General features: G+C 35.9%; 25 protein-coding genes. All 25 read right to left on the bottom strand.

What is annotated here, in order from left to right; genetic code table 11:
• Positions 1-8: 8 nt before the first annotated feature.
• The gene (locus E4T68_RS00385) at positions 9-962 is read right to left on the bottom strand and encodes an ABC transporter permease (RefSeq protein ID WP_135122998.1); all 954 of its coding nucleotides are present in this window, start codon (positions 960-962) and stop codon (positions 9-11) included.
• A 326-nt stretch (positions 963-1288) separates the two neighbouring features.
• Entirely contained in the window at positions 1289-2908 is a 1620-nt protein-coding gene (gene nikA, locus E4T68_RS00380) for a nickel ABC transporter substrate-binding protein (protein WP_135122996.1), read from the bottom strand.
• A 94-nt stretch (positions 2909-3002) separates the two neighbouring features.
• Positions 3003-4100 (bottom strand): NADH-dependent flavin oxidoreductase, encoded by a 1098-nt coding sequence (locus tag E4T68_RS00375; protein WP_135122994.1) that lies wholly within the window; start codon positions 4098-4100, stop codon positions 3003-3005.
• Between the two features lie 4 nt (positions 4101-4104).
• Positions 4105-4683 carry a histidine phosphatase family protein gene (locus E4T68_RS00370; protein WP_135122992.1) on the bottom strand — a complete coding sequence of 193 codons (579 nt, stop codon included), beginning with the start codon at positions 4681-4683 and terminating at the stop codon, positions 4105-4107.
• 1 nt (position 4684) lies between these two features.
• The gene (gene cobS / locus E4T68_RS00365; protein ID WP_135122990.1) at positions 4685-5416 is read right to left on the bottom strand and encodes an adenosylcobinamide-GDP ribazoletransferase; all 732 of its coding nucleotides are present in this window, start codon (positions 5414-5416) and stop codon (positions 4685-4687) included.
• Positions 5413-5997 carry a bifunctional adenosylcobinamide kinase/adenosylcobinamide-phosphate guanylyltransferase gene (gene cobU, locus E4T68_RS00360; RefSeq protein ID WP_135122988.1) on the bottom strand — a complete coding sequence of 195 codons (585 nt, stop codon included), beginning with the start codon at positions 5995-5997 and terminating at the stop codon, positions 5413-5415. Before cobU ends, cobS begins: the two co-directional genes overlap by 4 nt.
• A gap of 11 nt (positions 5998-6008) precedes the next feature.
• Complete coding sequence (hemL, locus tag E4T68_RS00355) at positions 6009-7283, bottom strand: glutamate-1-semialdehyde 2,1-aminomutase (protein ID WP_135122986.1); 1275 nt, start codon at positions 7281-7283, stop codon at positions 6009-6011.
• On the bottom strand, positions 7280-8263 hold the full coding sequence (gene hemB, locus E4T68_RS00350; protein ID WP_135122984.1) for a porphobilinogen synthase: 984 nt from the start codon (positions 8261-8263) through the stop codon (positions 7280-7282). Before hemB ends, hemL begins: the two co-directional genes overlap by 4 nt.
• 243 nt (positions 8264-8506) lie before the next feature.
• Positions 8507-9232, bottom strand: a complete 726-nt coding sequence (locus E4T68_RS00345; protein WP_135122982.1) for a uroporphyrinogen-III synthase — start codon at positions 9230-9232, stop codon at positions 8507-8509.
• A 20-nt stretch (positions 9233-9252) separates the two neighbouring features.
• Positions 9253-10167, bottom strand: coding sequence for a hydroxymethylbilane synthase (gene hemC / locus E4T68_RS00340; protein WP_135122980.1), 915 nt, complete (start codon positions 10165-10167; stop codon positions 9253-9255).
• Complete coding sequence (gene hemA, locus E4T68_RS00335) at positions 10154-11410, bottom strand: glutamyl-tRNA reductase (RefSeq protein ID WP_135122978.1); 1257 nt, start codon at positions 11408-11410, stop codon at positions 10154-10156. Before hemA ends, hemC begins: the two co-directional genes overlap by 14 nt.
• 18 nt (positions 11411-11428) lie before the next feature.
• Complete coding sequence (locus E4T68_RS00330) at positions 11429-11860, bottom strand: bifunctional precorrin-2 dehydrogenase/sirohydrochlorin ferrochelatase (RefSeq protein WP_135122977.1); 432 nt, start codon at positions 11858-11860, stop codon at positions 11429-11431.
• On the bottom strand, positions 11829-12446 hold the full coding sequence (locus E4T68_RS00325; RefSeq protein WP_135122975.1) for a cob(I)yrinic acid a,c-diamide adenosyltransferase: 618 nt from the start codon (positions 12444-12446) through the stop codon (positions 11829-11831). Before E4T68_RS00325 ends, E4T68_RS00330 begins: the two co-directional genes overlap by 32 nt.
• Before the next feature lie 7 nt (positions 12447-12453).
• Positions 12454-13941, bottom strand: a complete 1488-nt coding sequence (locus E4T68_RS00320; RefSeq protein ID WP_135122973.1) for a cobyric acid synthase — start codon at positions 13939-13941, stop codon at positions 12454-12456.
• A complete protein-coding gene (locus E4T68_RS00315; RefSeq protein WP_135122971.1) occupies positions 13926-14747 on the bottom strand; it encodes an energy-coupling factor ABC transporter ATP-binding protein in 822 nt (273 codons plus the stop codon). Before E4T68_RS00315 ends, E4T68_RS00320 begins: the two co-directional genes overlap by 16 nt.
• Positions 14748-14756: 9 nt before the next feature.
• Positions 14757-15365, bottom strand: a complete 609-nt coding sequence (locus tag E4T68_RS00310) for a CbiQ family ECF transporter T component (protein WP_228099196.1) — start codon at positions 15363-15365, stop codon at positions 14757-14759.
• A gap of 40 nt (positions 15366-15405) precedes the next feature.
• The gene (locus E4T68_RS00305) at positions 15406-15690 is read right to left on the bottom strand and encodes an energy-coupling factor ABC transporter substrate-binding protein (protein WP_135122967.1); all 285 of its coding nucleotides are present in this window, start codon (positions 15688-15690) and stop codon (positions 15406-15408) included.
• Positions 15690-16412: an energy-coupling factor ABC transporter permease gene (locus tag E4T68_RS00300; RefSeq protein WP_370543835.1), complete on the bottom strand. Its 723-nt coding sequence runs from the start codon at positions 16410-16412 to the stop codon at positions 15690-15692. Before E4T68_RS00300 ends, E4T68_RS00305 begins: the two co-directional genes overlap by 1 nt.
• A gap of 570 nt (positions 16413-16982) precedes the next feature.
• Entirely contained in the window at positions 16983-17678 is a 696-nt protein-coding gene (locus E4T68_RS00295) for a cobalt-factor II C(20)-methyltransferase (protein WP_135122963.1), read from the bottom strand.
• Positions 17679-17722: 44 nt separating this feature from the next.
• On the bottom strand, positions 17723-18490 hold the full coding sequence (locus tag E4T68_RS00290; protein ID WP_135122961.1) for a sirohydrochlorin cobaltochelatase: 768 nt from the start codon (positions 18488-18490) through the stop codon (positions 17723-17725).
• A 2-nt stretch (positions 18491-18492) separates the two neighbouring features.
• Complete coding sequence (gene cobA, locus E4T68_RS00285) at positions 18493-20007, bottom strand: uroporphyrinogen-III C-methyltransferase (RefSeq protein WP_228099194.1); 1515 nt, start codon at positions 20005-20007, stop codon at positions 18493-18495.
• 131 nt (positions 20008-20138) lie between these two features.
• A complete protein-coding gene (cobK, locus tag E4T68_RS00280) occupies positions 20139-20891 on the bottom strand; it encodes a precorrin-6A reductase (RefSeq protein ID WP_135122959.1) in 753 nt (250 codons plus the stop codon).
• Positions 20888-21610, bottom strand: a complete 723-nt coding sequence (gene cobJ / locus E4T68_RS00275) for a precorrin-3B C(17)-methyltransferase (RefSeq protein ID WP_135122957.1) — start codon at positions 21608-21610, stop codon at positions 20888-20890. The genes cobK and cobJ overlap by 4 nt, the downstream gene beginning before the upstream one ends.
• A 12-nt stretch (positions 21611-21622) precedes the next feature.
• Complete coding sequence (locus tag E4T68_RS00270) at positions 21623-22681, bottom strand: cobalt-precorrin 5A hydrolase (RefSeq protein WP_228099192.1); 1059 nt, start codon at positions 22679-22681, stop codon at positions 21623-21625.
• Positions 22674-23444 carry a cobalt-precorrin-4 methyltransferase gene (locus E4T68_RS00265; RefSeq protein WP_135122953.1) on the bottom strand — a complete coding sequence of 257 codons (771 nt, stop codon included), beginning with the start codon at positions 23442-23444 and terminating at the stop codon, positions 22674-22676. The genes E4T68_RS00270 and E4T68_RS00265 overlap by 8 nt, the downstream gene beginning before the upstream one ends.
• Between the last annotated feature and the right edge of the window lie 10 nt (positions 23445-23454).

The raw sequence follows: 23454 nt of genomic DNA, 5'->3' as shown, positions 1-23454 counted from the left end.
TTTTTGGACTAGCACATTTCCCCACAATAGTCACCTTCTTTCCTTAATAATGGATTGCTTTTTTTCATAGCGTATTGCATAAGTGCATTAATAGATAAAAATAGCACTCCGAACAGTAGCATACACGCTTGAATAACAGGTACATCTCCTGCTTGAACAGCACTGACAAATAAATGTCCAATCCCTCGCCATGAAAAGACTTCTTCTATAATTAATGATCCTGTAATTAAATAGGCAAATGTCATCATATAACTAGATACCATAACTGGCATCATGTTTTTTAACACATGATTTTTGATTAAATACATTGAGTTTACCCCTCGTAATATGGCATTTTTAGCATGATCGCTACTTAACTGTTCAATAGCATGACGTCTAATTAATGCAATATATTGTCCTAATAGTGGTATACTCATGGTTACACTTGGTAACACAATGCTTAATGGAGATTCTTTTCCTGAAACAGGTAAAATTTTCAAATAAACACCAAATACAATCATCAATAAGTACCCTAGCCAAAAAGTTGGCATAGATACACTAATATAGGTAAAAACTCGAATGAATTTATCTATCCACTTTCCACGATACCATGCACTCAATAATCCAAGTCCAAGTGAACCAATCAACACAAGACAGAATGTCACAATGCCTAGATGTAATGTTGACAGAAAACCAGTAACAACTAGCGTTAATACATCACTTTTATATAAATAGGATATACCAAAGTTACCTTGCATAATCTGTCCTAACCACATCACGTATTGTTCAGGCAAACTAAGGTTTAACCCCAAATCTTCTCTAGCTTTTGCAACGGCTTCAGGTGTAATCGGAATATGAGAAACACGTAGAAAATTTTCTGCTGGATCTGATGAAGAGGCTTTAATTAATAAAAATGTCATGAGGGACACTACACCTAAAGCAGCTAAAATAGATGCTATTTTTTTTATGCCTTTTATAAACATATCAATATCCTTTCTTTTTAAAACGCACTCACCCATCATCAACACATAAACGATTAGGTTTGTTTACACGTTATGTACACATAAACTGATACATAATTAGCTAATAACCTATCTCTATATAAAGTGCAAAACAAACGTAATCGTTTATTTTTAAATAAATGGCACATGAAAATCATCTCTTCATCTGATTATCATGTGCCTTTATTTTATATTAAAGTTATCCATTTATTGTGCAAGCCTTTATGTTGTTAGGCTGTTTATTGGGTTAACTTTTCCTACACAACATCTAAATGGCACTTGATGTGATGACGGCTGAATACTTGAGATTATTTCAATTTGTTAATATAGCGAAGTGGTAATTCGTTTTCTTGTGGCATAAATCTCACTCCGTCCAATTCACCTGTACGATAAACTGATATTAAAGATTGATATGTTAGAGGAATATAGATAGCTTCCTCATGTAAAATTTGCAATGCTTTTTTGTATCCTGCTGCTGTTTCTTCTTTTGTTTTAGCGACTAAAGTTTTCTTGATTAATTCATCTAGTTCTGGTTTTACCGCTAAAGATTCTAAACTCACATTTTCTGGGTGTCCATGTGCAGATTGCTCTGTTAAGGCAGTCATCCAAGCATGTGGGTCCCATGGTGCCCCCCATGAATAAGTTAACATCACATCAAAATTACCTGTCTTGGCATTTGACCAATAATCATCTTCTTCATAGGCTTGTAGCATCACGTCTAAACCTAATTTTTTCCATTCACCTTGTAAATATTCGCCAATTTCTTTATCTTGCACTTTTGTTGCAATATATGGCATATAAACAACTAGTTTTTGACCGTCTTTAACACGAATACCGTCTGAACCTTTTACCCAACCAGCTTCATCTAATAACTTTTCAGCTTTTGCTAGGTCGTATTGGTAAGGTTCTACTCCAGCATCAGAGTAAGGTGTTGATTTTGAAAAGATTGTTGAAGCTGGTGTTTCAGCACCTTTAAAAATACCGTTTGAAATTTCTTGTTTATTCATAGCATAGTTTAATGCTTTACGTACATTTTTATCTGAAAATTGGGTTTTAGATGCATTTAATAATAACAGACGTGATGACATTGGTTGAGATACAGCTGTTGTGTAAGCTGGATTATTTTTATATGTTTCAAATGTATCCAAGCTAATTAAGCCATTTCCATAAATCATATCTAATTTACCTGCTTCAAATTCCAATGCACGTGTTTGTCCGTCTGGAATAATACGGATTGTTACTTCTTTTAACTTAGGTTTTTCACCCCAATAATTTTCATTACGTATGAATGTTGCATATTCATTAGCTTTTTTCTCTTTTAAAACCCATGCTCCTGTTCCAATAGGCGCTTTAATTCCCTTGCTTGTGTCATCTCCTTCTGGGAAACCAGCATTTCCTAAAAAGCGAATTGGACGTATCATGGCTAAATCATATAAAGTCGCACTGTATGCTTTATCCAATGTAATTTCAAATGTATACTCATCTACCACACGATAAGATACCATACGGTTTGTAAAGTCAAACCACTTATGTTCTGCTTTTGTTTTCTCTGAAAAAATCACATCAAAATTACGCTTAACATTTTCTGCGTTAAATGGTGTACCGTCTGAAAAGTTTGTTTTACGTAATTTGAATGTATAAACTGTTCCATCTTCTGATAATGTCCAAGATTCTGCTAAAGCAGGCTCAATAACACCATTATCGCCATAACGAACAAGTCCTTCGTATACCATATCTTGTGTAATGAATTGATCTGGGTTATATAAATGTGGGTTGATTTCTGCTACATCTTCTCCCCAAGCCATAACTAAGCGTTCTTTGGCATCACTTTGACTTGTTGATTTTTCTGATGTGTTTTGTGGAGCTTGGCAACTTGCTAAAACAAACAATGCACTTAATGCTCCTAGTAATAATTTTTTCGTTTTCATGATAAATAACTCCTTCGTTAAACTGACATCTTTGTGTCTTTTCTATGCTTTTCTCATTATATTTTCTTCGCTGAAAATATGTGCTAAATGAGAATTAATAGTCCCCTTCTAAATACCCTCGTAAATCTTGAACAAAACGACTTGGTAAAGCTAAATGATGTTGCAATTCGTCACGGTATATTGTGATAATCTCATCTTGTCTATCATTTGCAATTTTAACAGGCCATTCTGGATCTAATAATAATGCTTTCCCTAAAGCAAATAATGGTATATTGGCATCCATTATGCGATTAACATCATCTTTTGTATGAATATCGCCTACGGCAATAAGTGGAACACGCTGATTGATTTTTTGCACTATTTTCTCAATAATCGGCTCGTTATTATCTGTATATCGAATTGAACTACGCCACACGTGAGATGAAGAGATATGTAAATAATCAATTCCATGAATAATGAGTTGCTCTAATAGCTGTAACGTGTCATGTAACGTAATTCCTGGCTCCTCAATTTCTTCCGGAGAAAAACGATACCCTAAAATAAACGGCTTAGTTGCTTCATCTGCAATTAGTTTTTTAGCTTTTTTCACTAATGTTTTGCTAAAACGCATGCGATTGTTTGCACTGCCTCCCCATTTATCTCGACGTCTATTAGAATGAGGCGAAACAAATTGTTGCAATAAATATGTATTTGCTCCATGTAATTCAACACCGTCAAATCCTGCTTGAATAGCGTAATGAATTGCATTTAAAAATTTCTGCATTAAATCATCTACTTCTTTTGCACTTAAAGCACGGGGCTGAGCAGTAAAATTTCTCGGAGCTTTTATTGCACTTGGTGCAACAGGAGTACTTTTAATCACATCAGGAAAAACCATTCTTCCACCGTGATAAATTTGTAAAATTGCTTTAGCACCTTTGTGTTGAATAGTTTGAGCAAGTTGGCTCAAGCCTGGAATACAGCTTTCATCAAATACACGGTAACTATTTTCAAAAGCCTCTCCTAATGGATCAATACATGCACACCCTGTAATAATCATGCCAACATGTTCAGCCCGTTTGGCATAATAAGAAATATCGTCTTGCGATACTTTTCCGTCCGCTTTGCATGCACCTATTGTCATAGGTGCCATAACAACACGATTTTTTAATGTTAATCCATTATCAAAAGTAAATGCGTCTGTTAATTTCATGTATTCACTCCTTTTTTATGTGCCATTGTTCCTCATACCAGCTAAATATCCTCACCTCCCCCTGAGGAAAATCAATGGACCAAAAATCTGCTTGTTTATCAATTAATTGTTGATATATAATCCGTAACACACCTAAGTGTGCCACAATAGCTATCCGTTTATCTTGCTGAGTTTGCTTTAAAATTGTATTCAAACCAGACAAGACACGTTGTTCAAATAGTTTAAACTGTTCAGCTTGTGGTGGGGTATACGCAAACGGATCATTTAACCATGCTTGCCACTCAATCGGAAAAGCCTCTTGAATAGCATTGGCATCTAATCCTTCCCACAATCCAAACCCTTTTTCATTTAATTGGGGTAGTGGGTGACTAAAAAAATTGGGAAAAACAATTTTTGCCGTTTGCTTTGCACGTAATAAGTCACTCGTATAAACTGTATCTATTTTAATTGAAGATAGTGCAATTTGTATTGTGCGAGCTTGTTGTATGCCTGTTTCATTAAGTGGAACATCGCTCGAACCGTAAAAAGCACGTTTCACATTATAATCTGTTTGCCCATGCCTAAATAAGTAAAGCTCTTTCATATTATATCATCAGCCCTAACATAAAGACAATATGTGCAATTTCTACAAATGCCCCTAGTGTATCCCCAGTATGTCCTTGTATTTTGCTATATACAAACTTCCGATAACCTAATGCACTGATACACACTAATCCATATGCTAATAATCCTTTCCACCCAAAACATGCTCCACTTACACAGATTGGAAGAATTTGTGCATACATAATGTCCTGTGTTTTCGTGCCACAAAATACATGACCCAACCCCGATTGACTTCTTGCATAAACCATATTAACTAATTGCAAAGCTAATGCACCTTTACCAATCATGCTTAATACTGCAACTAAAGCAATATATTGCCAGTCGCTTAACGCCACATAGTGAATACTCATCACATACACTACAATATACAAAATAAGTGCGATTACTCCATTACTTCCAACACGACTATCTTTCATAATCTCCAACATTTTCTCTTTGGTACGTGATGAAAATAAGCCGTCTGCCATATCCGCCAAGGCGTCTAAATGAAATCCAGAGGTTAACAAAATATCTGTTATCAAAGCTACCACCCATGCTATTGGCAGTGGAAAAAAGACACGCACTAACATAAAAACTCCAGCGGATATGCCCCCTAATAATAACCCAAATAAAGAAATCCAACGAATACCTTTTGATAAATAGTGATAGTCAACTTCTTTGTGAATAGGAATGCGACTGAAAAATTGCGTAAAAATTATTAATGAAGAAATCATTTTAAGCGTTGACTCAGTCCACAAATAACTAAGTAAACTTCGTCTGCCTCCTTTGCTATTAGTTGATTAATTTTGCCTTGCAAATCTCTATAAAAACGTCCTAGTCGTGTTTCTGGGACAATGCCCATTCCAACTTCATTTGTAACCATCCACACTGTTGCACTACTTGCCTTGATAGATCTAAGAATAGCCTGCCACTCCACTAAAAGTTGATCTATTAACCCACTTTGCTGCTCCCTAGTTAAAAAGTCGTCATCTGCCATAGCCATTTTATCAGGATACTGTGTTGCTACTTTGTCAAATAAAATATTAGTCGTCAACATCGTTACACAATCTAACAAATACGTTTTATGCTGCTGATGTGCAAAACACTGTGCTAGGTCATAATACTGCTCCAGAGTTGCCCAAGATGATGGTCGGCGTTCTTGGTGCTGTTTAATCCGTTCTGAAAATTCCTCATCTTTTTGATGCATGACTCCTGTTGCAATGTAACACACATCTTGTTCATGCCAAATTTGTTGTTCTGCAAAGTCAGACTTTCCACTGCGCACTCCACCTGTAACTAAACATATTTTTCCCATAACGCCTCCTCTTAAATTATTGCAAAGACTTCCTCAAACGCATTTAAGGTTTGTTGAATATCAGTAGAAGTATGTGCACTCGACATGAAGTTAGCTTCATACTGTGACGGTGCGACATAAACACCTCTTTCTAATAATAATTGATGTACTTTCGCAAAAAGTTCATGGTCAGCTTGAGTTGAATCCTCAAAATTTCTAACTGGCTTAGGGCTAAAGAAAAATCCAAACATCGTCCCAACAGAAACCACCTGCATTGGAACAGCATATTTTTTAGCCAATGTTTTAAGTCCGTTACATAGTGTTTCAACTTGTTGTTCAATAGTAGTAAAGACTTGAGGGGTTAAACGTATCAACGTTTCATAGCCTGCCGTCATAGCTACTGGATTACCAGACAATGTTCCTGCTTGATAGACAGATCCAAGAGGTGCCACACAATCCATATATTCAGCTTTCCCTCCAAACACCGCAACTGGAAAACCGCCTCCAACCACTTTTCCTAAACAGATTAAATCTGGCTCAATCTCATATACACCCATGCTCCCTGTATAACTGGCACGAAATCCTGCCATAACATCATCAACAATCATCAATGCTCCACTCTCTTTAGTTAAACATCGTATTGCCTGAATAAATTCTACGTCACCTTTAACTAACCCCATATTCCCAGCGACTGCTTCTACAATAACAGCTGCTATATGCTCTCCATGCTCTTCAAAATATGTGGTTAATGCTTGTGTATCATTATAAGGAAGTGTAACGGTATTCTGAACAACACTTTCTGGGACTCCTGGAGAGTTAGGCAATGATAATGTTGCAATCCCCGAACCTGCCTGAACAAGAAAACTGTCACTATGACCATGATAACACCCAATAAATTTAACGATTTTATCTCGTTTTGTATACCCACGTGCCACTCTGATAGCACTCATCGTTGCCTCTGTCCCAGAATTTACCATACGTAATTTCTCTAAATACGGAACACGTTCTTGGAGTAATGCTCCCAACATTGTTTCAGACACACTTGGAGCACCATAACTAGTTCCACGTGTGATAGCTTTTTGTACACTAGACACAACCTCATCATGTGCATGCCCTAAAATCATAGGCCCCCATGACAATACATAATCAATATATTTGTGTTGATCAACATCGTATAAATACGCTCCTTTTGCACAATCAATAAATAAAGGTGTGCCACCCACTGCTTTAAATGCTCTAACAGGACTATTTACACCCCCAGGGAAAATACGTTGTGCCTTTGCAAATTCCTCTTGTGAACGATTCATTTTTCTCCCTCCTCTGTCAAATATTTCGCCATATCTTTAGCAAAATACGTAATAATTAAATCTGCACCTGCTCGTTTCATACTCATTAACAATTCTTGTACAACCGATTTTTCATCAATCCAACCGTTTTGTGCTGCTGCCTTAACCATAGCATACTCGCCACTCACATTATAAGCTACAAGCGGTAATAAGCAGGTATTTTTCACCTCGCGAATAATATCTAAGAAAGCAAGGGCAGGCTTAACCATAACAAAATCAGCGCCTTCTTGTACATCACTCTCAATTTCACGCAGTGCCTCCAATCGATTAGCTGGATCCATTTGATAAGTTTTCCTATCTCCAAAAGCTGGAGCACTTTCTCCTGCATCTCTAAAAGGCCCATAAAAACTTGAGGCAAATTTCACCGCATAAGACATGATCGGAACATATTCAAATCCTGCTTTATTTAACCCTTGACGAATAGCATATACATAACCATCCATAGCATTAGACGGTGCTATAATATCTGCACCTGCTCTAGCTTGTGAAATAGCTACATCAACTAATCTCTCTAGGGAAGCATCATTACATACATGGTGTCCGTCTAATACTCCACAATGTCCATGATTGGTAAATTCACATAAGCATGTATCTGCAATGACAATTAACTCTGGAAAATGTGCCTTAATATGACGAATAGTGCGTTGCACAATGCCTTCTTGACTAGAGGCTTGGGTACCTACTTCATCTTTATCTTTTGGAATACCAAATACAATAATCGCTTTAATACCTAAATGTACAATATTTTTCACTTCGTCTAAAACATGTGCGTATGCCAACTGATAAACTCCCGGCATAGATGAAATAGGCTGATTGTCTGTTATCCCCTCTTTAACGAAAATAGGCTGAATAAAATCATTGATTGATAAGGTTGTTTCTCTGACAAGATGACGTAATGCAGCGTTTTGTCTTAGTCTACGATGTCTTTTAAAGCTCTCCATAATATTCCTCCTATTATAATATATAATCACTTAGTGTTTACTATCCTTTTGACGTATTCTTTTTCTAATGGACATAGTATACTTATAAGAAATACTCATATTAACCCCATTCTACTGACAATATGTACCGCTTATCTTGCTTGGAGTTATTTATCTATACATACCTAGTTATAGGCTAATACGTACTCCTAATTTAATCCATATCACTTATAGAAAGTTAAATTGCTCATTATCCAATTTAAACTAGCTATTCTGCCCATGTTCAAAAATCACTTGTACCATATCTTCAATTTGTGGTTCTAAAGGCATGTATGATGCCTGATGCCCATTTCTTTCGACACACCCTCGTGTTGTCGTACCAATTACTGCAATTTCATGACTAGCAGGTAGCTCTTTTTGTACATCATAAAAACTATCCCATGCTGAGCCACTAGCAAAAGCCCAGATTGTAGGCACATCATCTATATACTGTGCAATCTTTTTTTGTCCTTCAGGATGATAAATAGTTTCATACATCACCCACGCCAATACATCATGACCCAAATTGTTAAGAGAAATTTCTAAATGCTTAGCAGCTAAACTACTTTGCGGAATAAAAATACGTTTAGGCGTTGTATACACTTTACACCAATCACTAACTAAGTCTTTAGCGTAAAATTTATCGGATTCAAATGTTACAGAGTACCCCCATGCTTGTACTGTTTCTGATGTTTGTGGACCGATTGTTGCAATATGGAATGCACGATTATCAAATGCGCCTTGTGCTTTTTCAAAGAAAAAATTCGCCGCTACTTGACTTGTAAAAAACACCCAATCATCTTCTTGAAGTTCATCATATACTCTAGTTGGAATAGCATTAATTTGACATTTTATTAATGGAACATGCTCTACTTGATAGCCAACTTGTTGCAATTTATCTACCCACTCCATTTGTAGCGGATGTTCTCTTGTAAAAATAACACGTTTCATGCTTTTCTCCTTTTATTTGACTATTTTTTCATGCCAAAGCACCCTAATTGTTCTAAATCATGTTTAGCCAGATGTGCTAGTTTTTTATCATTTTGACCTATGTAACGAAGTTGATGACACGTTTCCATATCTTCAGTAGCGAGCATAACATCAAAATGAAAAACATTATTTTCAAGACGAGCATACGCTCCAATCGGAAACGTACAATCTCCGTTCATTAAACTTAAAAAATAACGTTCTAAGTCAACACATCTTGCCGTTTCCTCATCATGTACAGTCAATAGGATTTGACGTAATTCAGCATCTTCCTTCCGACACTCTAGACCTAAAGCACCTTGTGCAACTGCTGGAATACTAATATGAACAGGCAAAAGCTCATAGTTTAACTGTTCAAGAGATAATGTGTCAATTCTTGAAAGTCCTGCCATTGCTAGAACAATTGCATCATACTCACCTGCCATCACTTTTTGTACTCTAGTGTCAATATTGCCACGTAACGCTTCAATAATGACATCTTTTCGTTTATGCAGTAATTGCACTTGACGTCTTAAACTACTTGTTCCAATCCTTGCTCCAGTAGGCAAGCTATCAAAACTCATCTGTTTATCTTTAAAAAGCATACAATCTCTAACATCTTCTCGCTTAGGTATAGCGCCCAACACACACGCATCAGGCAACACAGACGGTACATCTTTTAGACTATGTACTGCTAAATCAATCGTTCCATTCAATAACTGTGCTTCAATTTCTTTCACAAAGACGCCTTTCCCACCAATTTCTTGTAAGCTCACATGTGTCAGGCGATCTCCTTTTGTCACAAATGGAACAATTTCAAAACTTACATGAGGATTTTTTTCCTGTAGCAGCTGTACAATTTGATTAGTTTGTGCCAAAGCTAGTTGACTTTGTCGTGTTCCTACTTTAACAACTCTCATCTTTTTCCTCCTTATCTTTATCTAATCCAAACAATTTCTTAACCAATGCAATATCATAAGCCGACGTTTGTCCTACCGACATTTCTTTTAATTGTAAAATAGGCTCTTTCAATATCTGATTAACAATACTTTTCATGTGCTTTTGCACATGTTTTTGCTCTTTTGGAGTAAGATGTGGAATTTTACGCAACAAACTGCTTAAGGCACTTTCTTGTGCATGCAATGCATGCTCTCGTAATTCTTTAATTAGAGGAACAATTCCTAACTGTTGTCGCCATTCATAAAATTTATCAATTTCTAAAGCAATATCTTGCTCGATAGATTGTGCAATATGTTGCCGTTCATCATTATACTGATCTAAAGTATTCGTCAAATGATCAATATCAAAAATGGTAGCATGCTCTACTGGATGGACAGTTCGTGGCACACCTAAATCAAAAATGATAGCACCTTTCTTAATCATTTTGGGCATAACGATAAAACTTTCTGTAGACAATGCCGAAAATACAATATCTGCTTGTTGAACAACTGCTGCAAGCTCACTTAGCGGATAGGCACAAATATGGTCTGCCACACAAAATTCATGTGCTTTTTCTAATGTACGATTGACAATCTTAATACTTTTAAACGGCTTATCCAATGCATATTTCGCCACCAATTTTCCCATTTTTCCCATACCTAGTATAGCAAGTGTTTGTTTCGTATAATCACTATTCATTTGCTCTAACTGCTGAACAGCAATCAAGCTAACAGATGACGGGCGTTCATTAATACGGTATTTTTCATGCATAGCCTTAGAAAACGTGATTGCCTGTCTAAACACATAATTTAAAATAATACCTATTGTTTTTTCTTGTTGAGCTACTTCAAAAGCCGATTTTAATTGACCTAAAATTTGTGTTTCTCCTATGACTTTAGACTCCAGCCCAACAGATACACGAAATAAATGCTCTAAGACAGCCTCACTTGTTTTAAACACTAAATATGGCTCTAATTCTGACAGATTCACATTAAAAAAATGTGCCAAAAACATCTTGGCATAATATCGCCCTGTATGTAACTGATCAACAACTAAATATAGCTCTGTACGATTACATGTTGAAACTATAATATCTTCCAATATACTTTTTTCCTGCTTTAATTGTTTCAATGCATCTTGCAACTGTTCGGAAGAAAAATGTAGTTTTTCCCTTACTTCAATGGGAGTTTGTTTATGCGTTAATCCAACATATAACAAATACATTTGGTTGACTCCTTATTATTATAAATTAGGTAAAATATTTTCCAATTTTTTACGGATTTCTTTAGATCTTTGTGGTGACAATCCATCAGTAGAAATGCTAATTGAAAAATCTTCTTGTCTTAATAATGCAACATTATAAAAATCAGAATGAAATTTATTGCCTGTATTATTGACTAATTGATGAACAGGAGCATCTTGCATCACTTGCTCGTTAACGTCCTGTTGATTAGTGCATGCAAATACTAAAAACGCATCTCCTAAATCTCCTTTTTGATAGCAACGCTTTATCCATGTGATAGCTTGGTTATCAATATCTTCATGCAAACTAGGACTAATCACCGTTACATTTGCTTTTTCTATTAATAAGCCTTTTATTTTACGAGCAGCAATTTTCCCTCCACCTACAACAACAACCGGCTTATTCTTTATGTTCAGCATCACTGGATACATCAGTTTTCTCCTCTTTTTTATGTCTAAAAATTTTAGCACTATTTTTATACACTGTGTCCTCAATGTGCAAACGATAATTCACTAATCGTGCTATCACAAAAAAGTAATCTGACAGGCGGTTAATATACTTCAAACCAACTTCATGAACATCTTCGCTTGCTTCAATAACTTCAACCATTCGTCTTTCCAAACATCTAGTCAATGTTCTTGCTATATGGAATTGTGCAGCTAGTGTGTGTCCCCCTGGAATAATAAATTTTTCCAATTTTGGTGGAATATTCATATACGCATCAATACGATCTTCCAACCAGTTCACATCTTCTTCTTTTTGCTTATAAGGTCTTAATTGTCTTGGAGTAGCTAAATCACTGCCACAGTCAAATAAATGTTGTTGGATTTGCTCACATTCCTCTCTCAAATCGTGTAATTCGACATATTTACGCATTTCTGCAACAAGATAGCCTACCAATGAACACACCTCGTCCATTGTGCCATACGCCTCAACTCTCACATGTGTTTTCGATACCCTATCTCCGCCATATAAGCGTGTAAAGCCTTTATCTCCATATTTTGTATAAATTCTCATATTCTACTCACTTTAACAATTCATAAATTTTTTGCATATCTAAACTTTGCCGCAAAACATCAGCTAACTTATCATACTCTTTACTCTTAAAACTTTCAACTGTTTCAAAAGTTTGTGCTAAAGGCTCTAGCCCCTTAGCCATACGTATATCATTCAAATAATCTCTTGTCCACTCTAAATTATCAAATATACCGTGTAAGTATGTTCCTTGTACTTGTCCATTTTCACTCATGGCTCCATCAATTCGACATGTTTCTACTCCGTTTGCTACGTTTATTTCTGAAAACGGAATAGCACCTTCACGTAGAAATGTTTCACCCATGTGAATTTCATACCCTTGCATAGTATACTTGCCATGGGTTGCACTTACTTGGGTTGTTTTCTTTTTCTCACGGAAAATCGTTTCCGTATTCAACAAGCCAATACCGTCAATTTCTGGAATAGAGGACTCTACGCCTAATGGATCTTTCAAATGTTTCCCTAACAATTGATACCCTCCACAAATTCCGAAAATACGCACACCACGCTCAAAACAACTTAATATGTCATCTTCTAAACCTGATTTTCTTAAATAATCCATATCCTCAATGGTATTTTTACTTCCAGGTAAAATAATTAAATCCGGATTACCAATAGCATCTCCTGGCATAATATATCGAACAGATACATCTGGCTGAATTTCTAAAGCATGAAAATCTGTAAAATTAGACATACGTCTTAAACTTACAACAGCAATATCTAAGTCTTTTCGTTCATCAAATCGTCGATTTTTTTGTACTAGAGCAACGCTATCTTCACTATCAATATTTAAAGACACATAAGGCACAACACCTAATACTGGTACTTGAGTCAATTCCTCAATCATATCAATACCAGACTGTAAAAGCGCAACATCTCCACGGAATTTATTAATAATCACCCCTTTAATACGGTGTCTATCTTCCTCAGGAATGAGCTTGATTGTGCCATAGATTGCAGCAAACACGCCACCTTTATCAATATCAGCAACTAAAATAACCGGTGCATCAACTAATCGAGCCATTCCCATATTAACAATATCACGACTATTCAAATTAATTTCAGCTGGACTACCTGCACCCTCTAATACAATCACATCATTTTCCTTAGATAATTCTTGATAAACCTCTTTAATTTTAGGCAATAGTGTTTGTTTAAATTCATGATATTCAACAGCGTCCATGTCCGTTAACACTTCACCCATAAATACTACTTGAGATTTTCTGTCTGATGTTGGTTTAAGTAAAACAGGATTCATGCGAACATCTGGTTCAACTTGTGCAGCCTCTGCTTGAAAAACTTGAGCCCGTCCCATTTCATCTCCTGTTTTTGTTATAAATGAATTTAATGCCATATTTTGCGACTTAAACGGCACAACTTTTAGCCCGTCTTGCTTAAATAATCGACACAATCCAGCCACAATAATACTTTTTCCAGCATCTGAAGCTGTTCCTTGAATCATTACTGATTTTGCCATGTTTTCTCACTTCCTATTGTTCTAAAAAATTCTATTTCATTTTCACATAGTGGTGTGCCTAAAGCAAGGTGTAATTTCACTATCCAAGGCAATGACAAGCCTATTTTTTCTAAAACATCTTTTTCTAAAAAAATGTCTTGCTTGTTCCCCTCTAGGACAATTTCTCCTTTATCCACTACGTATGCATAGTCACAACAATCATACATCAAATCCATATCATGACTTGTTAAAATAATTGTTGTTCCATTTTGTGCCAATTCTTTCATTAATTGCAACATTTGCACACGTCCTCTAGGATCTAAACCTGCCGTTGGTTCATCTAGCAGTAAATATTTAGGCTTCAATGCTAGCACACCGGCAATGGCTACTCGCTTTTTCTGACCAAAACTTAAATAATGGATAGGTTGCTTGCCTAAATGACTAATATGCATTGCCTCTAATGCATCATGGACACGTTGCTTAATCGTAGCCTCATCATAATGTAAATTTTTCAAGGCTAATGCTACATCATCTTCCACCAAAGCATAAAACAGTTGCTGGTCCGAATCTTGAAAAACAATACAAACATCTTGACGATAACGGTATAGTTCTTGTTTTTTCAAAGACAGTTTGTTGTAATTATATATCACATGCCCCTCATTTAAAGGGTGTAAGCCCATGATACCTTTCATAATAGTAGATTTTCCTGAACCATTTATTCCTAAAATTCCTATAATTTTACCACAATCAAAGTCCATTGTAATATGCTTAATAACATTGCCAAAAGAAACATCGTAAGCATACGTCATATTCTCAATTTTTAACATACATTTCCTCTATTCATCAAAACGTAATTCTAACATTTGACTAACGTGTTCATTTGCTTTCATTAGCCTAGTCAATAACTGTTTCGCCAAGAGTCCCATAGAATGATAGCTCTGTTTAAAATTCCCAAAGGAAAATTTTAAATCCAAAGTATCTCTCATTACAATAAATTCATGTAAAAACAGGAAGATAAAGCGATACATCAAAATAATGACCTCTAATAAAAATTTAGGCATTTTCATTTGTTTAAATAACACGATAAGTTGTTGAAATGGAACAGTTAACACAAAAAAATATGTTGCCACTAAGCTACTGTAAATACGCAATAATAAGCGTGAGGTATGTATAATAGCTTGCTGACTAATGCCCAAATATCCATCAAATAGTGCAATAGAACAAACTAATGTGTCCTTATTCTGTACAAATGTGACTATCATGCTCACTAGACTAAGCAAAACAAATGGTAAGGTCAATACTATCCATTTCATATAGGTCTGCCAATGCACATGTGCCACATAACATGTCAAAGGAACTATACAAAAGATAAATGCTAATTGTATGTTAGGAATTTCTGTAAAAGAAATTCCTAACAATACAAGATACACAATAAATTTTATCATAGGATGTACAGATACCAACCTATTGTTATAGGCATATTTATCAATGATTAGCATGCTGATTTTTTCCTCTTTGATATCCGATAATATACGCAATAATTCCTGCGCCTATACTGCCTTGTAAAGTAAACAATGCACTTTCAATTTCGCCACTAGCAGGTTTATATATTGGTTCAATCCATGGCTCATAATCTGGGCTAGCTTCTTTAATAATTTCCTCCGCTCTGCCATCAGCCCCACCATATTCAGCATCTTTAGGTGCCATAAAAAACGCCCCTATAGCAATACATATACTCAATAAAATTAATAGAATATTCTGTTTTTTCATTACTTAAACACCCCTTCTACCTCTTTATTATTTGCAATTAAATTATATAAAACAACTGATAATAATCCCTCAATAATTGCAATAGGAATTTGTGTTGCCATAAATACACCTAGAAATTTAATAGCTGCACCCATAATCCCATTTTCAACGTCTGGATAAGCCATAGCTAATTGAAGTGACGTTGTAAAATAAGTTGCAATATCTGCAATACATGCACATAGGAAAATAGACACTTGCATATTTACACCTAATTTTCTAGCTACTTTATATACAAAGTACCCTACAAATGGTCCTACAACTGCCATTGAAAAGGCATTTGCTCCCAAAGTCGTTAAGCCCCCATGTGCTAAAAATAACGCTTGGAAAAGCAAACATATTGTCCCTAAAACACTCATAACACTTGGTCCAAACATAGTTGTTCCCAAACCAACTCCTGTTGGATGTGAAGTAGATCCTGTTACAGAAGGGAGTTTTAATGCGGATAAAATAAACACAAACGCACCTGACAAAGCCAAAAATACTTTATTCTGCTTATTTTCTTGCACCACTTTTTTCATACGTAATAATCCTATCACAAAGAACGGTAAAAAAATCACAAACCACAATCCAGACAATTCTGGAGATAAATACCCCTCCATGATATGCATGGCAAATACTGATTTTGATGACAACATGACTAATAAAACAATTAAACCAATAAGTTGACTAACTTTTTTCATCATTATTCCTCCTAAATTAAAATCATAATTTTCTAATGTTCTGCACCATACTAGCTACTGCCAGTATGGCACATCATCTATTCAAACCACAACTGTTTTTTATTGTAATGATTTCTATACACTGCTCTTTTCATTGCAAAAATCAGCATACATATATGGATTGAAAATATATTGCATCAAAATCATTTTTTGACACTATACGTCCAAATGTCGCTCATGTTAATCCGTTCGCTATAAAGGATATATATTCTATAGTTTTTTTCCCAATCCCTATTTTTATCGCTTTTCATATACAATTTTCCAGTTTGTATTGATAGTCGAAATCTCATTCGCTCGAAAAAGATGACTTTCTCCCAATTGCTGACGAAACTTTGTTTCGTTTATCGCAATTGGTTTGTTCGTGCACTTTTTCGTCGCTCATATTCTTGAGATTTCTCTCATCCTTTTTAGTCGAGTTCGTTTTTACTCTCTCTTGAAAAAGATGTGTTCGCTCCTTAATGCTAGGTGTTTCCCACACCTCTCATTTTACCGTCGCTCCAGCACTTTTTCATCGCTCGTAGCTTGTAAAAACTCTCATCCTTTTTTGACAATCATAGTGGTGAAGTAAGTGAGTTTTTCATCAACGCTTAAATCCGAAATATCACGTCTGATTGTCTGTTTATCCATACTAGCATGACTTACTAATACGGTTGAGTGTAATAAGTTGTATTTTTCTAATAAAGGCAATACCATTGCTAAATGGTTTGCAACTTTCATAATAACTACTGTTTCATGAAGTTTCAATGCTTCTTCTAATTTTTCAGCACCTGATGTTGCTGGAACTATTGCAAAAGATTCTTCGTCCATTACTAAGGGAATATTAACTTGTGAAGCAATACTATTAAATGATGTTATTCCCGGAATAGTTTGTGTCTCAATACTATCACCAATAATTTCCAATAAGTAGCTATATGTACTATACACCATTGGATCACCTAAAGTGATAAACCCAACATTTTTCCCAGATTTTACATCTTGAACAATTTCATCTGCAATCTCTTTCCACTGTCCCTCTTTTAATGAGCGATCTCTAACCATTGGAAAATGCCGTTGTTTAATTTCTAAGTCTTCTTTAATGTATGGATCTGCTATTTTTAACGCCAAACTCTTTCCGCCCATTTTTGCTTCAGGAGTATATAAAATATCTAATTCGGATAACAGTCGACTTGCTTTTACCGTTACCAACTCACTATCGCCAGGTCCAATTCCAATACCATAAAATTTAGCCATAAGTTACTCCTTATCTACTTTACTCTTATAGATTTTTGTCTGCTCTACATAATAATGTTCATTAAGTGATTGATATACATTTTTTGAATGGCAGTATATTCACCTAAACCAACTAATTGTGTCGTCACTGTATACCCTTTTTGCGTTAAATAGGTGTACCATGAATCTTCATCATCAGATGCCATATCATTTGTCGCATGATCTCCTGCCACCAACATAAACGGTGCTAAATGAACACGTTTAATGCCTTTTTTAGCTAGTTTTTCCTCAATACTTTCAACACTTGGATAACTTTCTACCGCAGCAATATGAATATTTGTCCCGTCTAACATGTGATCCAAAGCAGCATAAGCCGTGAAAGCATAATGCTCACTTCCATGCCCCATTAAAATCGTTGCACATGTGTCATCATTTTTAGCATATATATCAACTAAAAATTCTTTCACAGCTTGATAATCTTCAAAAGTATGCAATAAAGGTGTACCAATACTCAAATGCTCAAATACTTGCTGATACTCTTGTGCTTGTGTCACAATTTTTTGATACTCTCCACCCAAAATAACATGTAGAGGTTGGATATACACTTCTTTTATACCGTCTTGCTTCATTTGTTCCAAGGCCTGAGCAACTGTTGGAATGTGTATTCCCTCTTTTTTAGCAACACTTTTAATGACCATGTTTGATGTAAATGCACGATAAACAACGTATTCTGGAAAGCGTTCTTGAATAGCACGTTCACAAGCCTCAATCGTTTTACGCCTTGTTTCTGGATAACTTGTTCCAAAACTAACTACTAAAATTCCTTTTGTCATGATTACTCTCCTTTAATCAATGCTATTGTCGCATCTACCATGCTCTTGATTGTTGCGTGCTCTGTTATAACCATATTGTTAAATCCCGCTCTTTGTAGAACATCTTGTGTGCTCTGACCCATAATCACTATCGGAACATGTTTAAGGTGCTCCATTTTATATTCTTGATAAACTCCAACAAACGTTTCTGCTGCTAGTGAATTTGGCAGACACACCACATCTACTCCACACTGTAAATTTTCCACGTCAATTCGCTTGCTCATTATTAATTTATGTGTTTCAATGAATAACTCTTTTGAAAAATGCTCACTATAATGAGCTAATCTTGTTTCTTCACAGAGGATAACCCACTTATTAGAGTGGTTCATCACCTCATTTAAGCGTCCTACTTCCCATTGCGCTAAAGTTTCAAATGGCTTAATTCCATTTTGACGCAATGCTTTTACTGTATGATGTCCAACTACCACACATTTAAGATGTGCCAAATCACGAATATCTTTTCCTGCATCAACCAATTTCTCCATTAAAAATTGCCATGCATGACTATCTGTTACAACGATGCCCTCTAATTGTGTGAAATCAGGTAATGCCCATGGTTTTTCAACACACTTATCTCTAGCTGGGAAAGTAACTAAATGCGCCCCGTTTTCTTTTAATAGTCGTGGTAATTTCCCTGTAGAAGAATCTTGCACACATATCCGTTTCCCAAACAGATGAGCATGCTCATGAAAATTCAGAACTTCTTTAAATTCTACAACTTTGCCCACTACAATAATACTTGGCGAACTAAATCGGTGCTCCTGCACCAACTCAACAATATTATCTAAACGACCAGCAATAGAGCGTTGTTTATCGTGAGTTCCCCACTCAACAAGTGCAATAGGCTCAGATGCTTCATGTCCATGTGCCATAAGTTCTTTTACAATAGTTGGTAAATTTTTCATGCCCATAAGGAAAATGAGTGTACCTTTTAATTGAGAAATTGCTTGCCAATTTAATTCCTCACTAGCATCTTGTAAATGCCCTGTAATCACATGAACACTTGTTGCAATATCTCGATAAGTTGCTGGTATCCCTGCATAAGTCAATCCTGCAATCGCAGACGTTACGCCTGGAACAACTTCAAAAGGGATATGTTGTGCATGCAAGGCAACGCCTTCTTCGCCTCCACGACCAAAGATATAAGGATCTCCACTCTTTAGACGAACGACTCGTTTTCCCTCTTTTGCCTTATCAATTAAAATGGTTTCAATATCATTTTGTGATACACATGCTTGTCCTGGGATTTTGCCAACATTGATTAATTCGCACTCTACTTTAGCAAAACGCAATAATGCTTGATTGACTAAGCGATCGTATACAATAACATCTGCTTCTTTTATTCTTTCCAGTCCTTTAAGTGTTAATAATTCCTCATCACCTGGACCAGCTCCTAGTAAAGTCACAAATCCTGTCATCATTAAGCTCTCCTTTTTGAACGTCATGTGAATAGGACTAATTTCCCCATGGATTGACATGACTCATTATTTTTAATATTCATCTGTTTGATTCCATTATGAAAATACAGTCCCAACACATCTTTTTTTATCATACATTATATGAATGATGTAACATATTATCTATGTTTATTTTATCAAAGTATGCACATTTAGTTTGTTTGCAATAAATAGTTTCTCAAGTCTTCTATGGTAGAAAACATGATAGGGTATTCGACTTTAGGGCGTGTAATAATGACGCAATCAATTCCTAGTTCTAAGCAGCCGTCAATTTTTTCACGGATGCCACTTACATCGCCACCTTCTTTTGACACAAATACATTTGCTTTAGCTTTTTGCATTAATGCGTTATTCATCTCTTTTGTAAACGGTGCTTGAATAGCATGTATTTGATTGGCTACTAAACCTAAATCTTCACACTGCTTAACCACATCAGAAACTGGTAATACTCTAACGACAATATGTTTATCTGGCAATCCTTCAACAAATAAAGGTAATGTTTTGCTGCCTGTTCCTAAGTAAACAACCTCACCTAACGGTTTTATTTTTTCTATAGCCTCTTGTGTCGAATGCACCACAATAGCTCCACTTAAATCAAGTGTTGATGCTCTCTCATATCGCACATACGGTACACCTGCTCGTTTTGCTGCTTGAATAGCTTCTTTTGACACAATGTCTGCAAAAGGATGTGAGGCATCAATCACTTCTGTAATGTGATTGTCTTGAATATACTGCACCATATCATCTTGAGTCATTCGTCCTTGTATAACAGGCTGCCCAAATTTTGAGGCTAAAAGACGTCCATAATCAGTCACCACAGATATGGTCACATCAAGATCTAAATCAAATAATAATTTTGCTACTTCTGTTCCATCTGATGTTCCGCTAAATAATAATCTCATTATAGTGAATACCCTCTAGGCGTTAACATATAGCCATTTTTAATATATGTTTCTTTGTTTCCAATAATAACAACAGTTGTCATATCTACCAATGTTTCATCTAAATCTTTAATTGTCGTTAAAATAATCTCTTCATCTTTACGACCAATATCTTTTCCAATCCCTACAATAGTCTCAACAGATTTATATTGGCTAACAATATCTAAAGCTGTTCTTAAATGTTCAGGTCTGCCTTTACTTCTTGGATTGTATAGACAAATAACAAAATCACCTTGTGCAGCAGCATGTAAACGTCTTTCAATAACTTCCCACGGTGTCATCAAATCGCTTAAACTAATATGACAGAAATCATTCATTAATGGTGCTCCCATCATAGCAGCTGCTCCAATACTTGCTGTAATTCCAGGAATTACTTTAATATCGATATCACTACCGTCCTCCATTAATTCTAAAATTAAACCTGCCATTGCATAAACACCAGCATCTCCACTAGAAATAACACCTACAGTTTTACCAGTTTTTGCAATATCAATAGCTTGTTGACAACGTTCAACTTCTCCACGCATACCATTTGTCACAATTTCTTTACCTTTAGTAAATTCTCTTACTAAACGCATATACGTTGAATAACCTACAATAACATCACATTTTTCAAGTGTTTCAATCGCTTCAAGTGACATCAAATCTTTTTTTCCTGGACCTAATCCAATAATATATAGCATATAACAATCTCCTTATCGTTTATTTGTATATTTAGCTAGAGCATACGTGCAGCCATCCTTTGCAAATCGCTCACTTATAACTTGTGCATTGCTGGCATAATCTGCTGATGCTAATGCCACGCTCCCCACACCAACGGTTTTCTTTACAAATTCAGATTGTGGGTATTTACCGTCTACTGTAGCTAATTCATCTTTTGTAAATGTAACAAAATCACAGTCTAACTCTTTTGCTAAATCTAAAATCGCTTGTTCTTCTTTTTTCACATCAATGCTGGCAATTAAGCCAATTTCTCGGGGACTAATTTTTTGTTGTTCACAAAACAGCTCAAAGTTTGCTTTGAACACTTGACTGTCAACCTGTTTGCGTGCTCCCACGCCTAAAACATACGGACGCGGGTATATCACCACCATGTTTTCACGATGCGCATGCTCTGATTGCGTAGTCAACATAATAAACGGTGCTCTGCTTTGGATAATGTTAGGAATATCTTCCTCTTGAATAATGCTCAATCCTCTAAAATCATTAACCCATGGCTTTTCTTGGTAAAAATAAACAGTTTGTTTCCCTGCTAAGTAGCCATTGAAAGCCAAAAGTAACGGTCTAAGTTCATCTCTCCACCCGTTAACAGACTTAGCAATCATATCTAAGGCTTGCACATCATGTACATCTGTAGCAGTCGTGATAACTGGATTAGCGTCCATCAGTGTGGCAATGTTTTGTGTGATTTGATTTGCTCCACCCATGTGTCCACTTAATAAACTAATCACATTTTTTGCACGTTCGTCCATAACAATAACTGCTGGATCAGCCAATTTATCGTGTACGGCAGGGGCTATAGAACGAATGACTATCCCCGTTGCCATAATACAAATAAGCACATCCACACTTTGAAATAACTCTCTTATGGCTTCAATCGTTTTCCCCTGTAAAGCAGTGACTTGATTATCTGCAATTTTAGCTGTCGTATAAACTGTACATCTTGCTTCGTTCAATCTGCTTTTCAGCGTTAAAGCAGTCTGCTTTCCATACTCTGTTAATGCTACAATAGCAATATTAGGACTATTAGTCATTTGACTCCACCTGTGTTCTATATTCATGAGAGAAACCTGCATGATATAATTTAGAATAATGGAATTCCTCGCCTAAAAAGTCACCAACTAAAATAAGTGCTGTCTTTGTAATTTGTGCTTCTCTCACACGTTCAGCAATAGTTTCTAATGTTCCAAATACTTTTTTCTCTTCTGGCCAAGTTGCCTTATAAATGACTGCTGCTGGCGTTGTTGCAGGGTATCCACCTGCGATTAATTCCTCTACAACTGCCTCAATACCATGTACTGACAAGAAGATGGCCATAGAGGTTTGATGTTGTGCATAACTACGTAATGATTCACGATCTGGAACTGGAGTACGCCCTGCCATACGTGTAACAATCACACTTTGAGATACTTCTGGTACAGTGTATTCAACACCTAAACTTGATGCAGCACCTAAAAATGAACTAACTCCTGGTGTACAATCAAACTCGATATGTCGCTTTGTCATTTCTTCAATTTGCTCACGAATTGAACCATAAATTGAAAAATCCCCTGTTTGCAAACGTACAACTTCTTTATTCTCTTTGACACCACGTTCCATAACATCTACAATTTCAGTTAAATGCATGCTTGCACTATTGTGTAATTCAACTCCCTCTTTACAATATTGCAATAAATCTGTATTAATTAATGAACCTGCATAAATGACAATATCAGCATCAGCCAACAGTTTATAGCCTTTCAATGTGATTAATTCAACATCTCCCGGTCCAGCACCTACAAAATGCACTTTAGTCATGATTTTCCTC

The organism is Granulicatella sp. WM01 (assembly GCF_004570605.1).
In the GTDB taxonomy this organism is placed as follows: Bacteria; Bacillota; Bacilli; order Lactobacillales; family Aerococcaceae; genus WM01.
The sequence above is the reverse complement of the archived record's forward strand: the minus strand, read 5'-3'. Positions and strand labels throughout refer to the sequence as shown.